The sequence below is a fragment of the Aminobacter sp. BE322 genome, from assembly GCF_050433525.1.
Taxonomy (GTDB): domain Bacteria; phylum Pseudomonadota; class Alphaproteobacteria; order Rhizobiales; family Rhizobiaceae; genus Aminobacter.
This window is the reverse complement of sequence record NZ_JBNPXB010000017.1, coordinates 46,853-64,666: the sequence shown is the minus strand read 5'-3', so window position 1 is coordinate 64,666 and position 17,814 is coordinate 46,853. Positions and strand designations below refer to the sequence as shown.

Sequence of the window (17,814 nt, the reverse complement as noted above, 5' to 3'; positions counted from 1 at the left end):
ACGGTGAGGCCGCGCCATCACGTGACCGGATCGTCCTCGGGCTGAGTGCCCATCTTCCGGCGATCGAGCCCTCGACGTTCACCCCCACCCCAGCCCTCCCCACAAGGGGGAGGGAGACGGCGAGGTCGCGCCAGCACGTGACCGGCTCGTCCTCGGGCTGAGTGCCCATCTTCCGGCGATCGAGCCCTCGACGTTCACCCCCACCCCAGCCCTCCCCACAAGGGGGAGGGAGACGGTGAGGCCGCGCCATCACGTGACCGGATCGTCCTCGGGCTGAGTGCCCATCTTCCGGCGATCAAGGACAAGCCCCAGACGTTCACCCCCACCCCAGCCCTCCCCACAAGGGGGAGGGAGACGGTGAGGTCGCGCCAGCACGTGACCGGCTCGTCCTCGGGCTGAGTGCCCATCTTCCGGCGATCAAGGGCAAGCCCTAGCGTTCACCCCGCCCCTACCCCTCCCCACGAGGGGGAGGGAGACGGCGAGGTCGCGCCATCACATCACCGGCTCGTCCTCGGGTTGCGTGGCCATCTTCTGGCGATCGAGATAGCGCCGGTCGATGTCGGGCAAGGCCTCGCCGGACAGCGTCGCTTCGAAGGCGCGAAGGCGCTTGTAGATCGAGATTAGCTCAACAATGGTCGGCCAAGCACTGACAAGATACTGGAATGAAGAACTGACTTGACCAAAGGCCGTCGATATCTGCTGCCAGATTCCAAGCGTTATCTTGCCTGCAGCGATAGTTGGAATGAGAATGAGGCTCGAAAAAATGGCGTCAGCTTGGAGATATCCCGAGCGAATGACGTTAAAATAGGCATAGTGGAAATAGAGGTTGAAATAGTTGCGCCGGACGTTCGCGAACAGTTCGGCCACGGTTGGTGGTTGCGCGCGATCCGCATGATCCTCGCCATAAACCAGTTCCTTGCGATACGCAGCTTCAACTCGCTGGTTCTTGAATTCGAGACCCGGCAACTTGATGCCGAATACCATCAGCAAGATCGTGCCAAAGAGCGACCAGATGATCGCGGCAAAGACTAGCGAATAAGGTATCTGACCAACAATAGGCAGCGCCGTGATGTGCGTGGATAGCTGGGCCAGCAGCGGCAAGAAAGCAATCAGCGTCATCGCAGAATCGATGAAGGCAACTCCCAAGCCCTCAAGCGTCGTCGAGAAACGCATCGTGTCTTCCTGAACACGCTGGGAAGCACCCTCGATATGACGCAGCTTTGGCCAATTGGCCATGTAGTAGTCGTTCATCGCAGTGCGCCACCGGAAGATGTAGTGACTGACGAAGAAGCGTGTGACCACGAACAGAGAAACCGAGAAAAAGGCGATCCCGGCAAAGACCCAGGTAAGTTCGTACAACTCGGCTGGTGTTACTGATCCAGCGGTCGATATGGCCTTCTGGAACAGGTCGAAAAACGGCCCACGCCATGTGTTCAGTGCGACATAGATCTGAACCGACGTGTAAGTGGAAAAGAGGATCGCCGACGATCCCAGGATCGACCAGTTCTGCCAGGGATGCGGCGCGTACCAGGCCCAGAAGGCGTAGAAGGCCGCAACCAAGAACCCAAAATAGATGTAGAACCAAAGGAATGGGGCCGACCAAAAAATCTGTACCCCGAGTATCGGCGGAACACCTGCTGGCGCAGGCGGCATGCCGAAGACGGCACCCAATTGTTCGCCCCCGAAGAACCAGAACAGTACGGCTGCGAGGCTCCAGAGAGCCGCCGAGGTGAAAAACAGCTTCGGCTGCGGGAAGAAGGATACGAACACGTTACCGGATTCCTTTGGGAAGCGGCGATATTGCCGGTTGGCCGCATGAAGTCACACTTCGCGGCGCAAGGGAATCCCCGGCCGCGCTCACTTCTTGCTTAGCACTACCAGATCATGGCGATTTTCAGCGCCGTCCCTGCTATCGGTGGCCAATTGGCCGCATTTTCGAGGAAAGAATGGACCAGACCGCCCTTGCCGCAGCTGGAATCTATGCCGCGCTCAACAGCTTTATCCTGCTCTGGCTGGCGGCGGCGACGGGGGTGGTCAGGCGTCGGCACAAGGTGATGATCGGCGACGGCGGGGTGGAGCATCTGCGCCGGGTGATGCGCGGCCACGCCAACGCAACCGAAAACGTGCCGGCGATGCTGATCCTGCTGGTGGTCGCGGCGGCGCTCGGCGCGCCGGCGGTGGCGATCCATGCGCTGGGGGCCGTGTTCACGCTGGGCCGGGCGATCCACGCCTGGCATTTCATCCGCGCGACGGCGCCGCACTGGCAGCGCGCCGTGGGCTTTACCCTGAGCGCGGGAACGCTTGCCGTCACCGCGCTCGCCGTGCTCGGCCATGCGGTGGTTCTGCTCTAGCGGCGTTTCCGCTTTTCTTCGAAACGCGAAAACGCTCTGACTTTTTGTCTAGCAGCGGCTGCAGGCCTCGGAGACCCGCGGGACCGAGCGGCGAAAGCCGCGGTTGAACGGCAGGTCGGCGAGCTCGCGCTCGTCCATGCGCTCGATGTCGGGATGGGCGAGCGGGTCGCGAACCCAGGCAAGGACGCGCTCGCTGTCGCTGCCACCCGCCTCGACACGGCCGGCGACGAGACCGGCCAACATTGAGAAAATCTTCATTCGCCTTCTCCCAGGCCCTGATCCTCTCTGGTATAATTCGTTACGAACACTCGCCCTTCAATCAAGAACATCGGAAGCGGAGTTTAGAAAATCTCAACTCAGGCACTCAACCGCGTGCATCTCAACGGGCTTCGCGCGGTGGAGAGCGTGGCGCGCTGCGGCTCGCTGGTCAAGGCGGCCGGGGAACTCGGCGTGTCGGCGAGCGCGGTGAGCCAGCAGATCGGCCGCACCGAGGCGCAGCTGGGCCGGACGCTGTTTGCGCGGACCGGCGCGCGGCTGGTGCCGACGCAGTTCGGGGCGCAGTTCTGCGCCAGGCTGACGAGCGGGTTCCAGGAACTGGCGCGCGCCGTGGCGCTGGCCGACGAGACGAACTCCAACGTGCTGGTGGTGTCGGTGGCGCCGGCCTTCGCCTCGCGTTTCCTGGTGCCCAGGCTCAACCGCTTCAACCAGCGCTTTCCCGAACTGAAGCTGAGGATCGACGCCTCGACCGGGCTGGTCGATCTCGACCGTTCCGACGTCGACCTGGCGATCCGCATGGGCGACGGCAAATGGCCCGGCGTGCGGGCGGAGCTGCTCTTGGCGCAGGAGGTGTTTCCGGTATGCGCGCCGGCGCTGGCCGAGCGGCTGAAGGCGCCGGCGGACCTGGCCGGGCTGCCGGTCATCGCCGACGAAAGCACGATGGTCAGCTGGGAGCGCTGGTTCGGCGCCGCGGGGCTCGAGACGCCGTTCCCGGTGCAGCCGGCGGGGCCGTCCTTCACCGACCCGATCCTCGGCATCGACGCGGCGATCGCCGGCCAGGGCGTGGCGCTGGCCTGGCAGCTGCTGTCGGCCGACGCGCTCGCCGACGGGCGGCTGGTGGCGCCGTTCGGCATCACCGCGGCGAGCGGGCTCGGCTACTATCTGGTGAGTTCCGAGCTGGAGCGGCCGGGCCGCAAGGTGCGCGACTTTTCCGGCTGGCTGCGCGAGGAGGTGGACGCGACGATGGCGCGTTTCGGCAAGCGGCCCACGGCTCAGGCCGGAAAGGCGGCCTCGTAGGCCTCGGGCTTGAAGCCTATGATGCGGCGGCCGCCGAGGTCGAGCATCGGGCGCTTGATCATCGACGGCTGGGCGAGCATCAGCGCGATCGCCTTGTCGGCGTCGAGGCCCTGCCTGTCGGCGTCGGGCAGCTTCTTGAAGGTGGTGCCGGCGCGGTTGAGCACGGTCTCCCAGCCGAATTCCTCGACCCATTCGCGCAGGCTGTCGCCGTCGATGCCCGCCGCCTTGTAGTCGTGGAAATCGTAGGCGACGCCGTGGCCTTCGAGCCAGGTGCGGGCCTTCTTGATCGTGTCGCAGTTCTTGATGCCATACATGACGATGGACAAGATCGGGCCTCCGCAAGCGCGGCCGGGCGGGCGGACCCGACTCGGCCAGGTTCTGGTGCGGCTAGGTTGACCGGCAGCGCGGCTTTGGCAAGCCTCAGCCGGGCAGCAGCACGGCGAGCAGCCCGGCCGACAGGTAGAGCCCGAGGCCGAAGACGGCATGGGTCGCGAGGCTGCGCAGGCGGGCGCGGCCCGGACTGGGCGTCTTCGACGCGGCGATGCCGGCGCCCATGCCGGGCTGCATGACGAAGAACGGGGCGGCGACGCTCAAGATGCCGAAGGCAAGCGCCGGCAGCGGCGTCGGCGCGCGGGCCCAGTCGGGGCCGGCGATGCCGAGCAGTGCCGCGGCAAAGGCGATGCCGATGCCGTAGTGGGCGGCCCAGCCGAGCGCTGCCTCGCCGCCGACCGGAGCGGCCTTGCCGATGCCGGCATGGACGAAGCGGCCGTGGCGGAAATGGCCGATCCAGCGGCCGACCAGGCGATAGTCGAGCGTGGCGATGCCGAGGCCGCGGCGGAGGAACAGGCCCCAGGCATCCATGGCCATGGTGGCGCCGACGCCGATCAGGATGGACCGGACCACAAACTGCAGCGTTTCGCTCATTCTCGTTCCTTTGCCTGCTGTTCCCGTGCCTGCGAGCGCCGATCGCGGGGCGGTATTTCAGTTCATTCAATAGATTGATTGATTGATGTTGCAATGCTAGGCTGATGTCAATGACCGGGTCCGACATCCAGAACCGAATCTTTGCCGAGATCGCCGAACTCGCCCGCGCGGTGGGGCATGGCCACCGGCTGATGCTGCTCGAACACGTCGCCCAGGGCGAACGCTCGGTCGAGAGGCTGGCGGAGCTTGCCGGGCTTTCGCTCGCCAATGCCTCGCAGCACCTGCAGCTGCTGCGCCGCACGGGTTTCGTGCAGACGCGGCGCGACGGCAAGCGGGTGCTCTACCGGCTGGCGGACGGGCCGGTGGCGCCGCTGCTGGCGGCGCTCAGGCAACTGGCCGAGCACAATCGCGCGGACGTGCGCGAACTGGTGGCCGGCAGCAGGCAGGCGGGCGTCGAGGCGATCTCGCGCGAGGAGCTGCTGGAGCGCATGCGCGAAAACAGCGTGATCCTGCTCGACGTGCGGCCGGCGGAAGAATTCGCGCTCGGGCATTTGCCCGGCGCGTTGAATATCCCCGGGCGCCAGCTCGAGCGGCGGCTGGCGGAGCTGCCGGCCGGGCAGGAGATCGTCGCCTACTGCCGGGGACCCTATTGCGTGTTCTCGGCCGAGGCCGTGGCCCTGCTGCACGCCAACGGGTTTCGGGCGCGCAAGCTGGAGGCCGGCTTTCCCGACTGGAAGGCGGCCGGCCTCGAGGTCGAAGCCTGACCGGGGTCAGGTGCCGCCGAGCGCGTGGCGCCAGGCAACCGCCTCGACCTCGACCAGGATCTCGGGCAGCACGAGTTCGGTGACGACCATGGCGGTGGCGGCCGGCGGGTTGCCGGCGAAGATGCGGTTCTTGACCGAGGCGTAGGCTTGGTATGCCTCGGCACTGGTCAGGTAGCAGCGCAGCGACACGACATGGCCGAGGGTGAGCCCGGCCTCGGCCAGCACCGCCTCGATGTTGCGGAACGCCTGTTCGGTCTGCCCGGCGGGGTCGCCGAGGCAGACGATCTGCCGGTCCTTCAGCGCCACCTGTCCCGAGACGAGCACGAAATCACCGCAGCCGACGGCCTGGCTCATGCCGGGAAAGGCCATGCCGGGCGGGTTGATGCGGTGGACGTTGTCGGTCATGGCCGCCCAGCTCCCGGTGTGGGGGCGCGGGCGACGTCGATGCGCCCTCCCCTCAGCTTCACCGTCATCTCGGGGTCGTGGTGCGGGGCAACGCAGATGAACAGGTCGCGGCCGTCGGCGCCGCCGAGCATGCAGGCATAGGGGTTGGCGTCGGGGATGACCACACGCTCGACGATCTGCCCTGCGGGGCTGACACGCAGCACCACCTTCTCGTAGGGCGAGGCCGCCCAGACGTGGCCCTCGGCATCCAGGCAGATGCCGTCGGGCACATGGCCGTCGACCGTGGCGAAGAGGCGGCGATTGGACAGGCCGCCATCCGCACCGATGTCGAAGGCGGTCAGGCGCTCGGCCATCGACTCGGCGATGACGAGCGTGCGGCCGTCGGGCGAAATCACCGCGCCGTTGGGGCACATCAGCCCGTCGGCGATGACGTTCACCCGCCCGTCCGGCATCACCATGGCCAGCACCGTCGGCGCCGGCGGCTGGCCGGCATAGAAGTCGAAGCCGATGTTGCCGACATAGGCACGTCCCTCGGCATCGACCACCATGTCGTTGGAGTGGAACGGATGGACGCCGGCAAGGTCGGCGTGAAGCGTCAGCTTGCCCTCGGCGTTGCGCCGGAACAGCTTGCGGTCATGCATCGAAACGACGAGCAGGTCGCCGCCGGGCAGCCAGCCCATGCCGGAAGGACCGCCCGGGACGGCGAAGCCGTCGCTGCGGGCACCGTCGACGGCCAGCACATGGACGAGGCCATCGTGCTGATCGGCGAACCAAAGTTGCCCGTCATGCCAGCGGGGGCATTCGGGATAGACGAATCCCCCCGCGATCGTGCGCACCGTCAACGTCATGCCGGAACCCGGGCGCAAGCGCCGAGGATCTCGCCGAGCTTCCTGATGCCGCGCTCGATGATGTCCTCGCCGACATGGCTGTAGGCGAGGCGCAGGAACTGGCGGCCGTCGCTTTCGCCCATGAAGCGCTCGCCGGGGCGGAAGAAGATGCCTTCCCCGGCCGACAGTTCGGCGGCGCGCTGCCAGTCGACGCGCTCGTCGATCTCCAGCCAGAGGTAGAACGAACCCTGCGGCATGCGGAAGGTGACGTAGTTGCCGCAATAGTCGCGCACGGCGCGCGCCGCCGTCTCGGCCTTGCTCTTGTAGACCTTGTTGACCTCGGCGATGTGCGCGTCGAGCAGGCCCTCGGCGATGTAGGAGGTCATGACGCGCGCGTGCCACTGGCCGACGCCGAGGTCCTGCCGGACGGCGGCGATGGGCTCGATCGCCGCCGCCGGCCCGGCGATCCAGCCGAGGCGCAGCGCGGGCGCCACGATCTTGGAGAAGCTGCCGCACTGGATGACGCGCTCGTCGGTGTCGAGGCTGAGCAACGTCGGCAGTTCCTCGCCGGCAAAGCGCAGGTCGCCATAGACGTTGTCCTCGATGACGAGGAAGTCATGCTCCTTGGCGAGCTTCAAGAGCTGGTGGCGGCGCGGCACCGACATTTCGGTGCAGGTCGGCGTCTGGAAGGTCGGGATGGTGTAGACGACCTTGACCTTCTTGCCTTCGGCCTTGACCTTCCTGAGCAGGGCATCGAGCGCGTCGATGTCCATGCCGTGATCGTCGACCGGAACGGTGCGCAGGTCGCCGCCGGCCATCTGCATGAAACGCAGCGCATAGGGGAAGGACGCGGCCTCGGCGACGACGACATCGCCCGGATTGACGTAGCCATTGGCGGCAAGTGCGATGCCCTGCACCGAGCCCGAGGTCAGGATGACGCCGAGCGCGCCAAGCTTCTTGCCCTGGGTACGCTCGATGCGGTCGGCGATCTCCTTGCGCAGCCCCTTGAAGCCGAAGACCAGCTCCTCGTAGCCGGTGGCCGGGTCGAAATAGTCGAGCACCTTGGCGCCATGCTCGTCCAGCGCCTTGCGGGCGAGACGCACGAGATCCTCGGTCGGGAAGGTTTCGGGCGCGGCAAGGCCCTGGTCGAAGTTGAAGATCGCCGGAACTTCCGGGTCCGGGAAAAACAGGGCCGGGCCGGAACCGGAGAGCCTGGCGCGGAGATGGTCGACTGACATTGCTTCCTCCTGATGACTGTTTTCAGCTGATTGTCGTTGCGTCCGGGGCGAAGGTGCCGGACGTGACCGGGCTCTCGCGGTTGCGGCGCTTGAGCGACCGGACGAGCGTGCCGCGGAAGGCGGTCCAGCGCTCTCGCCAACCGGCGGCAAGGCCGGCCTGAACGACCCGGAGCGCGCCGTGGTCGGGAAACGGCTGGCCGGTCAGCGCGAGGCCGGCGAGCCGCCACAGGACGGAGCGCTTCTTGGTGCCATGGTCGTCGTGCATCGCCTCGAGCTCGGCGACGCTGAACGGCTCCTCGTGGATGTAGCCGGCGACCACCGCATCCTCGATCAGCTGCCTGCCGCGCTCGGTGCGGGCGATGTGCATGTTCCAGCCGTCGCCGGCCTCGCGGTGGCTCGGCTTGCCGTCCTCCATGACCCAGCAATCGCCGGCGACGACGTCGGCATGCTCGCCCACGCCGTCGGCGCAGATCTTGCAGCGGAACATCAGCTCGTAGGTGAGGTTCGAGAACCAGGTCTCGTCATAGGTCTGGCGGTGCTCCCTGCCCTGCCGCGTGCGCAGATAGGTGGGGCCCGGCCAGCCGTGGCCGCGATAGCGGAACTCGTCCACGTCGCGGTGGTCCTCGCCGAAGCGCCTGACGATGTTGTAGGTGGCGGCGATGCTGGGATTGCCGCCGCAGAACATCGCCAGCATGTAGGGGATCTGCCTGTCGACACGCGGATCGACGCGCGCGAGGTTGCGCAGCGTCGCCACATCGCAGGGCTTGCCGACGAAGGCGAAGCGCCGGCCGCCGTCGAGCGCCGCATGCACGTCCTTGAGCGGCGCGGTCGGACCGTAGCGCGAGCCGGCGCAAGCCACGATCCCGGCGCGGGTGGTGTTGAAGCGGACCTCGTTCTCCAGCGGGTTGCCGGCCGAGACGCCGACCTGGAGGACGGCGTCGACCTCGCCGCTTTCGAGAAGGTAGACCGCGAGCGCGGTCAGGATGCCGCCGGTGGCGCTTTTGAAGCGTATCTCCCGATCGGTCGCGTGGCCCTTGGCCAGATGCAGCATGGTGCCGAAGATGCGGTGGGGAGTTGCCTCGGACGGAGCCGGACCGGGCTGGCTGCGCCCCGCGCAGACCTGCATCACCGCCCGCTGTTCGGAGGCCTTCAAGGGACGCCGGCGGCGCGGGCGCATGAAGCCTTCGGGGGACAGCGCCATGCCGAGCACGTCCTTGCCCAGCAGGCTTTCGCAGGCGCCGCAGCCGGTGCAGAGCCCGCGCTCGACAATGTCCTCCACCCGCTCGGCAACACGCATGCGCCCTCCTCCAGGCGACGAGCCTTCCGGGCTCCGCCGCAGCGGGCCTGTTCCCGATGCGCGACGTTGGCCACAGTCTAGGGCGCGGGGATTTGCCGGGACAAATTGCCATTCGGAATGAACGACATCAGCCGCGGTGATCCTGCGCGCGGGCTGCCTCCTGCGGCGGGAAACAGCCTTCGAGCAGCTGCCTAACCCATTTGTGGGCGGGGCTGCTCTCGGAAGCCGGGTGCCAGTAGAGCCAGGTCTGCAGCGGCGGCATGCGGAACGGGCGTTCGACGACGGCGAAGCGCTCGGCCGGCAGGAAATGCCGGACGAAGGACGTCGGGATGGTGAGGCAGAGGTCGCTCTGCGCCAGGATCGCGCCGGCGGCCAGGCAATGCTCGACATGGACGGCGACATGCCGCTTGCGCCTGAGCCGCGCCAGGGCGCCGTCGACGAGGTTGGCAATGCGCGGGCGGTTGGAGATGTGCAGGTGCCTGAGGTCGAGATAGCGCTCGAAGCCGAAGGGTTCGGCCAGCGCCGGATGGCCCTTGCGCATGACGCAGACGAACTCGTCCCTGAACAGCAGCCGGTTGCCGAGGTCGGGATCGCCGAGGGGGTGCGACTCGACGGCGAAGTCGATCTCGCCGGAGGCCAGGCCCGAATAGAGATCGCGCTCGGCGACGAAATGGTTCCGCACCGTGACCTTCGAGCCCAGGCGGTTGATCTCGCCGATCAGCGGGGCGAGCACGACCGCCTCGGCGAAGTCGCTCATGCTGAAGCACAGGATGCGCTCGGAGGTGAGCGGATCGAAACGCTCGTGGGTGGCGAGCGTGCGGTCGAGCGCGACCAGCGCGCCCCTGATCGGCTCGATCAGGCTCCGGGCCAGCGGAGTGGGCGCGATGCCCTGGCCGGCGCGGACGAACAGCTGGTCGCCGAAGACGTCGCGCAGGCGCGACAGGCTGTTGGAGACCGCCGGCTGGGTAACGTTGAGCGTCTCGGCGGCACGGGTGAAGCTCGCCTCGCTGTAGACGGCCGCAAAGACGTGCAACAGGTTGAGGTCGAGCTTCGCCAGGTTGCGCAGGACCATCGCGTCACGCCTTTCGAGCTTCGACCGGCAACTCTTTCCTCCCCGCCCTGCAGCCCCGGTGCTCCGGGCCGGCGCGCAGCAGGCATTAGGTTTCTTCGCCGCCGGCTTGGCCTCGTCCGAAGGGACTAGAGGCTCGCGCCCGGCACGTCGGTGGTGATGAGCGTCCTGCGAAAACAAAGAGAGCGCCGAAACGGCGCCCTCTTCATGCAAGGCACGGGGAGATTCATGCCCTGCGGTAGGTCGGATAGCTCGACGAAAAGATCTCCTCGACCGGCGGGTGGCCGAAGGTGCGCAGCGGGTATTTGGCGATCACGCCCTCGAACTGCCGCTGCGCCCGCCTGCGGTATTCGCGGTCGTCGACGCCGGGGATGACGCCATCCTCCATGACGAAACGGCCGTTGATCATCACCGTCTTCACCGACTGCGCCGAGGCGTTCTGCATCAGCGTCTGGATCGGGTCGATGGTCTGGCCCATGAACGGATCGTCGAAGTCGACCACGATCAGGTCGGCCATGGCACCGGCCTGGAGGCGGCCGAGGTCGGGCCGGTTGAGCGCGTCGGCGCCGCCCAGGGTCGCGGCATCATAGAAGTCCTCGGAGCGGCAGCCGTCGGTGCCGCCTTCCTCGATGCGGCAGAGCATCATGCCGACCTGCATGTTGAGGAACATGTCCGGCGGATAGGTGTCGGTGCCGAGGCCGATGCGGATGCCCATGTCGCGATACTTGCGGAACGACTGGAGCGCATTGCCGTGGCGGGCCGAGACCAGCGGGCAGTGGGCGATGGTGCCGCCGCCGTCGCGCAGGATCTCGAGGTCCCGGCCCGGGCGGTCGATGCCGTTGCGGCCGCTGACATGGGTGCCGTGCGGCAGGATCGCGCGCGGCGACAGGAAGCCGAGGCTTTCGAGCCATTCGGCGGGGCTCATGCCGCGCAGCTTGAGCACGCTCTGGTACTCGAAGGGCGACTGGCAGCAATGCAGGCGGATCGGCACGTCGAGCTCTTCGGCGGCCGCGGCCGAACGCTTCAAGAGGTCGGGCGTGCAGGTCTCGATGCGGTCGGGCGCGAACATGGTGTGGATCAGGCCGCCGGCCTCGCCCTCGAACCTGTGGCAGAAGGCGATCGCGTCGGCGAGGCCCTTGAAGCCGCGTTCCTCGTCGAAATGGTAGTCGATGGTGCCGTCGTGGCGGACGAAGGAGTTGCCGGAGCGATAGGCCGGCCCGAGATAGACGCGCAGCCCGAGGTCGCGCGCGGCCTCGGCCGCCGCGGTGAACTCGCCCACCGTCTCGCCCCATTCGCGGTAGAACAGCGAGGCGATGGGCAGTGCCGTGGTGATGCCGGAGCGGATCAGGCGCGAGAAGGCGTAGCGCTTCTGGAAGGCCAGCTCCTCCTCCGAATACATCTCGAAGGGGCCGCTCTCCATGTAGGTCTCGGGCCAGATGCGGCCCTTCTTCCACGACGGCTGGTTGTCGTAGCCGAGCACGGTGGTGTCGAGATCGGAAAGCGCGTCGAGGTCGACGAAGCCGGGGCCGATCAGGGCGTTGCCGTAGTCGATGCGGCGCGCGACCGGCCCTTCGTAGCCGTGGCCGACGAAGACGACACGGTCGCCGGACACGACGATTTCGCCGTTCGGATAGAGGCAGTGGCGGCCGTCGACGTGGCCGACCACCCAGCGGGCGGTGAGAAGCAATGGTCCGGTCATTTCAAAATGCTCATTCGACGGTGAAAAGGGGCTGGCCGTAGCGCGCGACCGGCTTGCCGCGCTTGAGCACCAGCTTGCGCCTCGGGCGGGCGGCGACCGCCTCGGGGACGGTCTCGGCCTCGACCAGGACGATGTCGGCGAAGGCGCCCTCGCGCAGGCCGTAGTCCTTCAGCTCCATGACGTCGGCGCCGCCCTGGGTGCAGACTTGGAGGGCGTATTCGACGTCGGAATCGTTGCGGAAGTTGTTGCGCAGGCCGATGAACAGCGCGCGTTCCAGCATGTCGAGATTGCCGTAGGGACCCCAGGTGTCGCGGATGCCGTCGGAGCCGGCGCACAGCCGCACGCCAGCGCGGCGCAGCTCGGCCGCGGCCGGCACGGGACGCGAGGCGGGCGCTGTGGTGGCGATGGCGATGTCATGGCGGGCAAGCTGCTCGGTGAGGGCCGCGGCGCGGGCGCGGTCGGGCATGCCGAGGCAGAAGGCGTGGCTGACGGTGACCTTGCCGTGCATGCCGAGTGCTGCGGTGCGCTCGATGATCATCTCCAGCGAGAAGGCGCCGAGCTCGTCGGCCTCGTGAAGGTGGATATCGATCGGCTTGCCGTGCTTCTGGGCGAGACCGAAGATCGCGTCGAGCTGTCCCTTGGGGTCGCGGTCGATGCCGCAGGGGTCGAGGCCGCCGACGACGTCGGCGCCGTTGGCAAGGGCCGCGTCCATCAGCTCCAGCGTGCCGGGACGGATCATCAGGCCCGACTGCGGAAAGGCGACGATCTCGATGTCCACGACGTCGTGGAAACGCTCGCGCGTCGCGGCCACGCCCTCGAAGCACCAGAGCTTCTGGTCGGTGTCGACGTCGACATGGCTGCGGATGGCGGTGGTGCCGTGCGAGGCGGCGAGCGCCACCTGGCGCGCCGACTGGCGCCTCGGATCGATGTCGAGCTCGCGGCGCAGGCGGCGCTCGGTCGAGATCTTGTCCTCGAGCGAGGGGCCGGCCTGGTGGACGTGCCAGCCCATGCCCCACAGCGACTTGTCGAGATGGGCGTGCGCCTCGACCAGGCCGGGGATGGCGATCGCGCCGCAGCCTTCCTCGACCGCAGCCGCGCCCACCTCGCCCGCGCCGATGCGCGCGATGCGTCCGTCGCGGATGAGGATGTCGGTCGCGGCCCCACCGAAGGGCCTGACGTTCTTGAGGAGGAGTTCAGTCATTTCGGTACCGCTGCAGGTTCGGATTTCGGCTCGCCGGGCACGACGCCCGGCAAGTGGAGGGCGCTCAGCCGGGGACCTTCTCCGGCTTCGGCTCGGCGTAGCCCGCGGCTTCCTCGTGGTGGAGCAATTCTGCCGGCTTCTTCAGCACGAACTGGTTGTCGGCGACGATGTAGTTGTCGGCATGCAGCCGCGCGATCGGCTGGTAGACTTCGGGGCGGACATAGTGGCCACGCTCGTCGAGGCACTCGTCGCGGACATACATCTGCACGACCTCGCCGACGACGATGGTGCGACGGCCGTAGTCGAGGATTTGCGACACCCGGCATTCCATGGCGCAGGGCGATTCCTCGATGCGCGGCGCGGCGACCTTCTTCGACGGCGTGCTGGTGAGGCCGGCGAACTCGATCTCGTCGACATCACTGGGGAAGTTGATGCCGGTGACAATCATTTCCCTGGCGATCGCCATGTCGACCATGTGGACGACGAACTCGCCGGAGCGGCGGATGTTGGCGACGGTGTCCTTGGCGGTGCCGTCGGGCCTGGTCTGCATGCCAAGGATCAAGAGCGGCGGCTCGTGCGAGAACACGTTGAAGAAGCTCATCGGCGCGGCATTGTTGCAGCCATGCTCGTCGATGGTGGTGACGAGCGCGATCGGCCGCGGCCCGACGAAGCTGCACAGCAGCCGGTAGCGGTCCTTCTCGGGCAGTTCGGCGAAATCGAAATCCATGGTCTTTTCCCTCAGACTGCGGCCTGGAGCGGCCGGGCCGCCGGCACCTCGGCGGCAATGGCCGTCGCGTCGCGCCCCTCCTCCGCCGCGTGGCAGGAAGCGCGGGCGTTGCCATCATACACGCGAAGCGCGGGCGCCTCACGCCGGCAGCGATCGTTGGCGAGCGGGCAGCGCGGATGGAAGTGGCAGCCCGAGGGCGGATTGATCGGGTTCGGCACCTCGCCAGCGACCGGCTGGCGGTCGCGCTTGGACATGTCGAGGTCCGGGATCGTGTCGAGCAGCAGCCGGGTGTAAGGATGACGCGGGTTGGCGAACAGCTCGGCCGCCGGCGACACCTCGACCAGGCGGCCGAGATACATGACGCCGATCCAGTCGGACATGAAGTTGACCACCGCCAGGTCGTGGCTGATGAACAGGTAGGTCAGACCGAGTTCGCGCTGCATCTCGCGCATCAAATTGAGGATCTGCGCCTGGACCGAGACGTCGAGCGCCGAGGTCGGCTCGTCGCAGACGAGGAATTCCGGCCTGGTCGAGATGGCGCGCGCGATCGAGATGCGCTGGCGCTGACCACCGGAGAATTCGTGCGGAAACTTGTCGCCGTCCTTGGCGTTGAGCCCGACGAATTCGAGCAGGCGGTCGACCTCGCGGCGCTCGGCCTCGCGCGTTGCGCAGAGACCGTAGGTGCGCAGCGGCTCGGCGATGATGTCCTTGACGCGCCAGCGCGGATTGAGGCTGGCGTAGGGGTCCTGGAAGATCATCTGCATGCGGCGGCGGATGGCGGCCGGCTGGCCCGCCGGCGCCCGCGAAACATCCGTGCCATCGAACACGATGCTGCCGCCGGTCGGGTTCGACAGGCCCATGATGAGGCGGGCGACGGTCGACTTGCCGCAGCCGGATTCTCCGACCAGGCTCAGCGTCTTGCCGCGCGGGATCTCGAGGTCGAGGCCGTCGACGGCCTTGACCGTCTGCGTCTCCCCACCTTCGAGCAGGCGGTTGAGGAAGGGCTTCGACATGGCGAAGTGCTTCTTCAGGCCCTTGACCTGAAGCAGCGGCGCGCCGGTCGTGGCAATCGGTGCGTCGGTCATTGCGTCACTCCATCATAGAGCAGGCAGGCGGCGGCGCCATCGGCGACGGGGCGCAGCTCCGGCCGAACCCGGTGGCACTGAGCGAAGGCCTTGGGGCAGCGCGGGTTGAAGGCGCAGCCGCCGGGGATGTCGGTCAGGCGCGGCATCGAACCCTCGATCTGGATCAGCCGGTCGGGGCGCGGGCCGACGCGCGGGATCGAGCCCATGAGGCCGGCGGTGTAAGGATGGCTCGGGTTCTGCAGGACGCGGGCGACGGGGCCGATCTCGGCGAGGCGGCCGGCATACATGACGGCGACGCGGTCCGCCGTCTCGGCGATGACGCCCATGTCGTGGGTGACCAGGATCGCGGCCGCATTGCGCTCGCGGCAGATGCGCTTGAGCAGCCCGATGATCTGCGCCTGCACCGACACGTCGAGCGCAGTGGTCGGCTCGTCGGCGATGATCAGCCGCGGTTCGGCGCAGAGCGCGAGCGCGATGACGACGCGCTGGCGCATGCCGCCCGAGAACTGGTGCGGATACTGGTCGATGCGCCGGTCGGGCGCCGGGATGCCGACCTCGGCGAGCCATTCGATGGCCCGCTTGCGGGCCTCGGCGGCCGACATCGGCAGGTGGGTGCGGATGGTCTCGACCAGCTGTTCGCCGACGGTGAAGAGCGGATTGAGGCTGGTGAGCGGATCCTGGAAGACGGCGCCGATGTGACGGCCGCGGATCCGCCGCATCTCGTCGGGCGACAGATTGTCGATGCGCTTGCCGTCGAGGCGTATCTGGCCGCCGCCGATGCGGCCGGGCGGCTCGAGCAGGCCGATGACGGCGGCTCCGGTCATCGACTTGCCGGCGCCGGATTCGCCGACCACGCCGAGGATCTCGCCCTGTTCGACCGAGAAGGAGACGTTGTCGACGGCGGTGAGCACGCCGCGGCGGGTGGGGAATTCGACCTTGAGGTTTTCGACTTCGAGCAGGGCCATGGCCTTACCTCAGCTTCGGGTTGAGCGCGTCGCGCAGCCAGTCGCCGATCAGGTTTACGGCGAGCACGAGCACGGCGAGCGTGGCCGACGGGAAGATCACCACCCACCAGATGCCGGAGAACAGGTACTCGTTGCCGACGCGGATCAGCGTGCCGAGCGAGGGCTGGGTTGCCGGCATGCCGACGCCGAGGAAGGACAGCGTCGCCTCGGTAAGCACGGCCATGCCGAGGTTGATGGTGCCGATGACCAGAACCGGCCCGAGCACGTTGGGCAGGATATGGGTGAGCATGATGCGCAGGCGGCCGACGCCGATGGTGCGCGCGGCCTGGACATATTCGCGCTGGCGCTCGACCAGGGTCGAACCGCGCACGGTGCGGGCATACTGCACCCAATTGGTGAGCCCGATGGCCAGCACGAGAACGAGGATGGCCGCGCTCTCGTGCTGGTTGGCGGGGAGGATGCCACGCATGACACCGTTGATGAGCAGTGCGACGAGGATCGCCGGGAAGCTGAGCAGCACGTCGGCGACGCGCATGATGACGGCGTCGACGATGCCGCCGACGAAGCCGCCGAGCAGGCCGAGGAAGACGCCGAGCACGGCGGCCAGGATGACGCTGGCGAAGCCGACGAAAAGCGAGATGCGCAGGCCATAGAGGATCGACGACAGCACGTCGCGCGCCTGGGTGTCGGTGCCGAGCCAGTAGGCCGGGTTGCCGCCTTCGAGCCAGGACGGCGGCAGCTCGCTGTCGAGCAGGTTGAGGTTGGCGATGTCGAAGGGGTTGTGCGGGGCGATCAGCGGGGCGAAGACCGCGCCGATGAACAACAGCGCCAGCGCGACCGCGGCGATGACCGTCGTCCTGGAGCGGCGGAAGCTGTAGAACAGGTCGCTGTCTGCGAAGCTGCGCAGGCGCCCGGTGAAGGAAGTGTCGCTCATGACTTGGGCTCCCGTCAGGCGCCGCGGCCGGTCGCACGCGTGGGGTCGGTGCGAAGGCGCGGATCGATGACGTTGTAGAGAAGGTCTACGCTGGTGTTGATGATGACGAAGATCAGCGAGACCATGACGAGATAGGCGGCCATGACCGGCACGTCGGTGAAGTTGACGGCCTGGATGAACAGCGCGCCCATGCCCGGCCACTGGAACACCGTCTCGGTGATGATGGCGAAGGCGATGAGGCCGCCGAGCTGGAGCCCGAAGATGGTGACGACCGGGATCAGCGTGTTCTTGAGGGCATGGCGGAAGTGGATGGCGCGGTTCTTCAGGCCGCGGGCCTTGGCGAACTTGATGTAGTCGGCGCGCAGCACCTCCAGCATCTCGGCGCGCACCAGGCGCATGATCAGCGTGAGCTGGAACAGGCAGAGCATGAAGGACGGCAGGACCAGCGCCTTGAGACCCGAGGCGGTGAGGAAGCCGGTCGACCACCAGCCGATGTCGACGACGTCGCCGCGGCCGAAGGACGGCAGCCAGCCGAGCCAGACGGAAAAGACCAGGATCAGCAGGATGCCGGTGACGAAGGTGGGCAGCGAGATGCCGATGAGCGACATGATCTGCAGGCCCTGGCTGAGGACGCCGCGCGGCCTGAGCGCGGTGTAGATGCCGAGCGGAATGCCGAGGACCAGCGACAGCACGGCTGCGACGAGCACGAGTTCGGCGGTTGCCGGCAGGCGCTCGGCGAGCAGCGCGCTGACGGGGCGGCTGTTGCGGTAGGAGATACCGAAATCGCCCCTGGCGGCGTTGACGACGAAGCGGCCGTACTGGATCACCAGCGGGTCGTCGAGGCGCAGGCGCTGGCGCACTTCCTCGCGCTGGGCCTGGGTGGCATCCTGGCTGACGATGTTGTTCACCGGATCGCCGAGGAAACGGAACATCAGGAAGGCGATGAATGCGACCGCCAGCATGACCATGACGGCCTGCAGCAGGCGGCGTACGAGGAACACGAACATCGTCCCAACTCCCTAGAGGTAGGCCCGC

At 67.4% G+C, this 17,814-nt stretch carries 19 protein-coding genes; 3 read left to right on the top strand and 16 right to left on the bottom strand.

Features of this window, described 5'->3' with window-relative positions; genetic code table 11:
* Nucleotides 1-492: 492 nt before the first annotated feature.
* Nucleotides 493-1,770, bottom strand: a complete 1,278-nt coding sequence (gene sbmA / locus J2X50_RS20325; protein WP_429097730.1) for a peptide antibiotic transporter SbmA — start codon at nucleotides 1,768-1,770, stop codon at nucleotides 493-495.
* A 176-nt stretch (nucleotides 1,771-1,946) separates the two neighbouring features.
* On the opposite strand from sbmA, the gene J2X50_RS20320 reads away from it, so the two are divergent.
* Nucleotides 1,947-2,351, top strand: a complete 405-nt coding sequence (locus J2X50_RS20320; protein ID WP_429097729.1) for an MAPEG family protein — start codon at nucleotides 1,947-1,949, stop codon at nucleotides 2,349-2,351.
* A gap of 48 nt (nucleotides 2,352-2,399) precedes the next feature.
* Here J2X50_RS20320 and J2X50_RS20315 read toward each other — a convergent pair whose 3' ends face one another.
* Nucleotides 2,400-2,609, bottom strand: a complete 210-nt coding sequence (locus tag J2X50_RS20315; RefSeq protein ID WP_429097728.1) for a hypothetical protein — start codon at nucleotides 2,607-2,609, stop codon at nucleotides 2,400-2,402.
* Nucleotides 2,610-2,723: 114 nt separating this feature from the next.
* On the opposite strand from J2X50_RS20315, the gene J2X50_RS20310 reads away from it, so the two are divergent.
* Nucleotides 2,724-3,644, top strand: coding sequence for a LysR substrate-binding domain-containing protein (locus J2X50_RS20310; protein ID WP_429097727.1), 921 nt, complete (start codon nucleotides 2,724-2,726; stop codon nucleotides 3,642-3,644).
* Here J2X50_RS20310 and J2X50_RS20305 read toward each other — a convergent pair.
* Together J2X50_RS20305 and J2X50_RS20300 are read right to left on the bottom strand one after the other, a co-directional pair.
* Nucleotides 3,620-3,970, bottom strand: a complete 351-nt coding sequence (locus J2X50_RS20305) for an ArsC family reductase (RefSeq protein ID WP_429097726.1) — start codon at nucleotides 3,968-3,970, stop codon at nucleotides 3,620-3,622. The two genes, J2X50_RS20310 and J2X50_RS20305, sit on opposite strands and share 25 nt — an antisense overlap.
* A gap of 94 nt (nucleotides 3,971-4,064) precedes the next feature.
* On the bottom strand, nucleotides 4,065-4,568 hold the full coding sequence (locus J2X50_RS20300; RefSeq protein WP_429097725.1) for a DUF2938 domain-containing protein: 504 nt from the start codon (nucleotides 4,566-4,568) through the stop codon (nucleotides 4,065-4,067).
* Nucleotides 4,569-4,678: 110 nt separating this feature from the next.
* Here J2X50_RS20300 and J2X50_RS20295 point away from each other — a divergent pair, with 110 nt between their 5' ends.
* Nucleotides 4,679-5,332, top strand: a complete 654-nt coding sequence (locus tag J2X50_RS20295) for an ArsR/SmtB family transcription factor (protein WP_429097724.1) — start codon at nucleotides 4,679-4,681, stop codon at nucleotides 5,330-5,332.
* A 6-nt stretch (nucleotides 5,333-5,338) separates the two neighbouring features.
* Here the strand turns inward: J2X50_RS20295 and J2X50_RS20290 are convergent, their stop codons facing one another.
* The 12 genes from J2X50_RS20290 to J2X50_RS20235 all read right to left on the bottom strand — a co-directional run bounded on the left by J2X50_RS20290 (nucleotide 5,339) and on the right by J2X50_RS20235 (nucleotide 17,786).
* Nucleotides 5,339-5,737: a RidA family protein gene (locus tag J2X50_RS20290; RefSeq protein ID WP_429097723.1), complete on the bottom strand. Its 399-nt coding sequence runs from the start codon at nucleotides 5,735-5,737 to the stop codon at nucleotides 5,339-5,341.
* Nucleotides 5,734-6,585 carry an SMP-30/gluconolactonase/LRE family protein gene (locus tag J2X50_RS20285; protein ID WP_429097722.1) on the bottom strand — a complete coding sequence of 284 codons (852 nt, stop codon included), beginning with the start codon at nucleotides 6,583-6,585 and terminating at the stop codon, nucleotides 5,734-5,736. Before J2X50_RS20285 ends, J2X50_RS20290 begins: the two co-directional genes overlap by 4 nt.
* Nucleotides 6,582-7,802 carry a PLP-dependent aminotransferase family protein gene (locus J2X50_RS20280; protein WP_429097721.1) on the bottom strand — a complete coding sequence of 407 codons (1,221 nt, stop codon included), beginning with the start codon at nucleotides 7,800-7,802 and terminating at the stop codon, nucleotides 6,582-6,584. The genes J2X50_RS20285 and J2X50_RS20280 overlap by 4 nt, the downstream gene beginning before the upstream one ends.
* A 22-nt stretch (nucleotides 7,803-7,824) precedes the next feature.
* On the bottom strand, nucleotides 7,825-9,099 hold the full coding sequence (locus J2X50_RS20275) for a Coenzyme F420 hydrogenase/dehydrogenase, beta subunit C-terminal domain (protein ID WP_429097720.1): 1,275 nt from the start codon (nucleotides 9,097-9,099) through the stop codon (nucleotides 7,825-7,827).
* Nucleotides 9,100-9,226: 127 nt separating this feature from the next.
* Nucleotides 9,227-10,171, bottom strand: a complete 945-nt coding sequence (locus tag J2X50_RS20270; protein ID WP_429097719.1) for a LysR family transcriptional regulator — start codon at nucleotides 10,169-10,171, stop codon at nucleotides 9,227-9,229.
* Nucleotides 10,172-10,394: 223 nt separating this feature from the next.
* The gene (locus J2X50_RS20265) at nucleotides 10,395-11,867 is read right to left on the bottom strand and encodes an amidohydrolase family protein (protein ID WP_429097718.1); all 1,473 of its coding nucleotides are present in this window, start codon (nucleotides 11,865-11,867) and stop codon (nucleotides 10,395-10,397) included.
* Nucleotides 11,868-11,877: 10 nt separating this feature from the next.
* The gene (locus J2X50_RS20260) at nucleotides 11,878-13,068 is read right to left on the bottom strand and encodes an amidohydrolase family protein (RefSeq protein ID WP_429097717.1); all 1,191 of its coding nucleotides are present in this window, start codon (nucleotides 13,066-13,068) and stop codon (nucleotides 11,878-11,880) included.
* Nucleotides 13,069-13,132: 64 nt separating this feature from the next.
* Nucleotides 13,133-13,795 (bottom strand): flavin reductase family protein, encoded by a 663-nt coding sequence (locus J2X50_RS20255; RefSeq protein ID WP_429097716.1) that lies wholly within the window; start codon nucleotides 13,793-13,795, stop codon nucleotides 13,133-13,135.
* Nucleotides 13,796-13,806: 11 nt separating this feature from the next.
* Nucleotides 13,807-14,880 carry an ABC transporter ATP-binding protein gene (locus tag J2X50_RS20250; protein WP_429097715.1) on the bottom strand — a complete coding sequence of 358 codons (1,074 nt, stop codon included), beginning with the start codon at nucleotides 14,878-14,880 and terminating at the stop codon, nucleotides 13,807-13,809.
* Entirely contained in the window at nucleotides 14,877-15,845 is a 969-nt protein-coding gene (locus J2X50_RS20245; protein ID WP_429097714.1) for an ABC transporter ATP-binding protein, read from the bottom strand. Before J2X50_RS20245 ends, J2X50_RS20250 begins: the two co-directional genes overlap by 4 nt.
* Before the next feature lie 4 nt (nucleotides 15,846-15,849).
* Nucleotides 15,850-16,779, bottom strand: a complete 930-nt coding sequence (locus tag J2X50_RS20240; RefSeq protein ID WP_429097713.1) for an ABC transporter permease — start codon at nucleotides 16,777-16,779, stop codon at nucleotides 15,850-15,852.
* Between the two features lie 14 nt (nucleotides 16,780-16,793).
* A complete protein-coding gene (locus tag J2X50_RS20235) occupies nucleotides 16,794-17,786 on the bottom strand; it encodes an ABC transporter permease (protein ID WP_429097712.1) in 993 nt (330 codons plus the stop codon).
* Nucleotides 17,787-17,814: the final 28 nt, after the last annotated feature.

What these genes read in the sequence shown, in the direction of transcription:
- J2X50_RS20320 (WP_429097729.1), top strand. Translation starts at nt 1,947, where the DNA reads ATGGACCAGACCGCCCTTGCCGCAGCTGGAATCTATGCCGCGCTCAAC.
- J2X50_RS20315 (WP_429097728.1), bottom strand. Translation starts at nt 2,609, where the DNA reads ATGAAGATTTTCTCAATGTTGGCCGGTCTCGTCGCCGGCCGTGTCGAG.
- J2X50_RS20300 (WP_429097725.1), bottom strand. Translation starts at nt 4,568, where the DNA reads ATGAGCGAAACGCTGCAGTTTGTGGTCCGGTCCATCCTGATCGGCGTC.
- J2X50_RS20295 (WP_429097724.1), top strand. Translation starts at nt 4,679, where the DNA reads ATGACCGGGTCCGACATCCAGAACCGAATCTTTGCCGAGATCGCCGAA.
- J2X50_RS20290 (WP_429097723.1), bottom strand. Translation starts at nt 5,737, where the DNA reads ATGACCGACAACGTCCACCGCATCAACCCGCCCGGCATGGCCTTTCCC.
- J2X50_RS20285 (WP_429097722.1), bottom strand. Translation starts at nt 6,585, where the DNA reads ATGACGTTGACGGTGCGCACGATCGCGGGGGGATTCGTCTATCCCGAA.
- J2X50_RS20280 (WP_429097721.1), bottom strand. Translation starts at nt 7,802, where the DNA reads ATGTCAGTCGACCATCTCCGCGCCAGGCTCTCCGGTTCCGGCCCGGCC.
- J2X50_RS20275 (WP_429097720.1), bottom strand. Translation starts at nt 9,099, where the DNA reads ATGCGTGTTGCCGAGCGGGTGGAGGACATTGTCGAGCGCGGGCTCTGC.
- J2X50_RS20270 (WP_429097719.1), bottom strand. Translation starts at nt 10,171, where the DNA reads ATGGTCCTGCGCAACCTGGCGAAGCTCGACCTCAACCTGTTGCACGTC.
- J2X50_RS20265 (WP_429097718.1), bottom strand. Translation starts at nt 11,867, where the DNA reads ATGACCGGACCATTGCTTCTCACCGCCCGCTGGGTGGTCGGCCACGTC.
- J2X50_RS20260 (WP_429097717.1), bottom strand. Translation starts at nt 13,068, where the DNA reads ATGACTGAACTCCTCCTCAAGAACGTCAGGCCCTTCGGTGGGGCCGCG.
- J2X50_RS20255 (WP_429097716.1), bottom strand. Translation starts at nt 13,795, where the DNA reads ATGGATTTCGATTTCGCCGAACTGCCCGAGAAGGACCGCTACCGGCTG.
- J2X50_RS20250 (WP_429097715.1), bottom strand. Translation starts at nt 14,880, where the DNA reads ATGACCGACGCACCGATTGCCACGACCGGCGCGCCGCTGCTTCAGGTC.
- J2X50_RS20245 (WP_429097714.1), bottom strand. Translation starts at nt 15,845, where the DNA reads ATGGCCCTGCTCGAAGTCGAAAACCTCAAGGTCGAATTCCCCACCCGC.
- J2X50_RS20240 (WP_429097713.1), bottom strand. Translation starts at nt 16,779, where the DNA reads ATGAGCGACACTTCCTTCACCGGGCGCCTGCGCAGCTTCGCAGACAGC.
- J2X50_RS20235 (WP_429097712.1), bottom strand. Translation starts at nt 17,786, where the DNA reads ATGTTCGTGTTCCTCGTACGCCGCCTGCTGCAGGCCGTCATGGTCATG.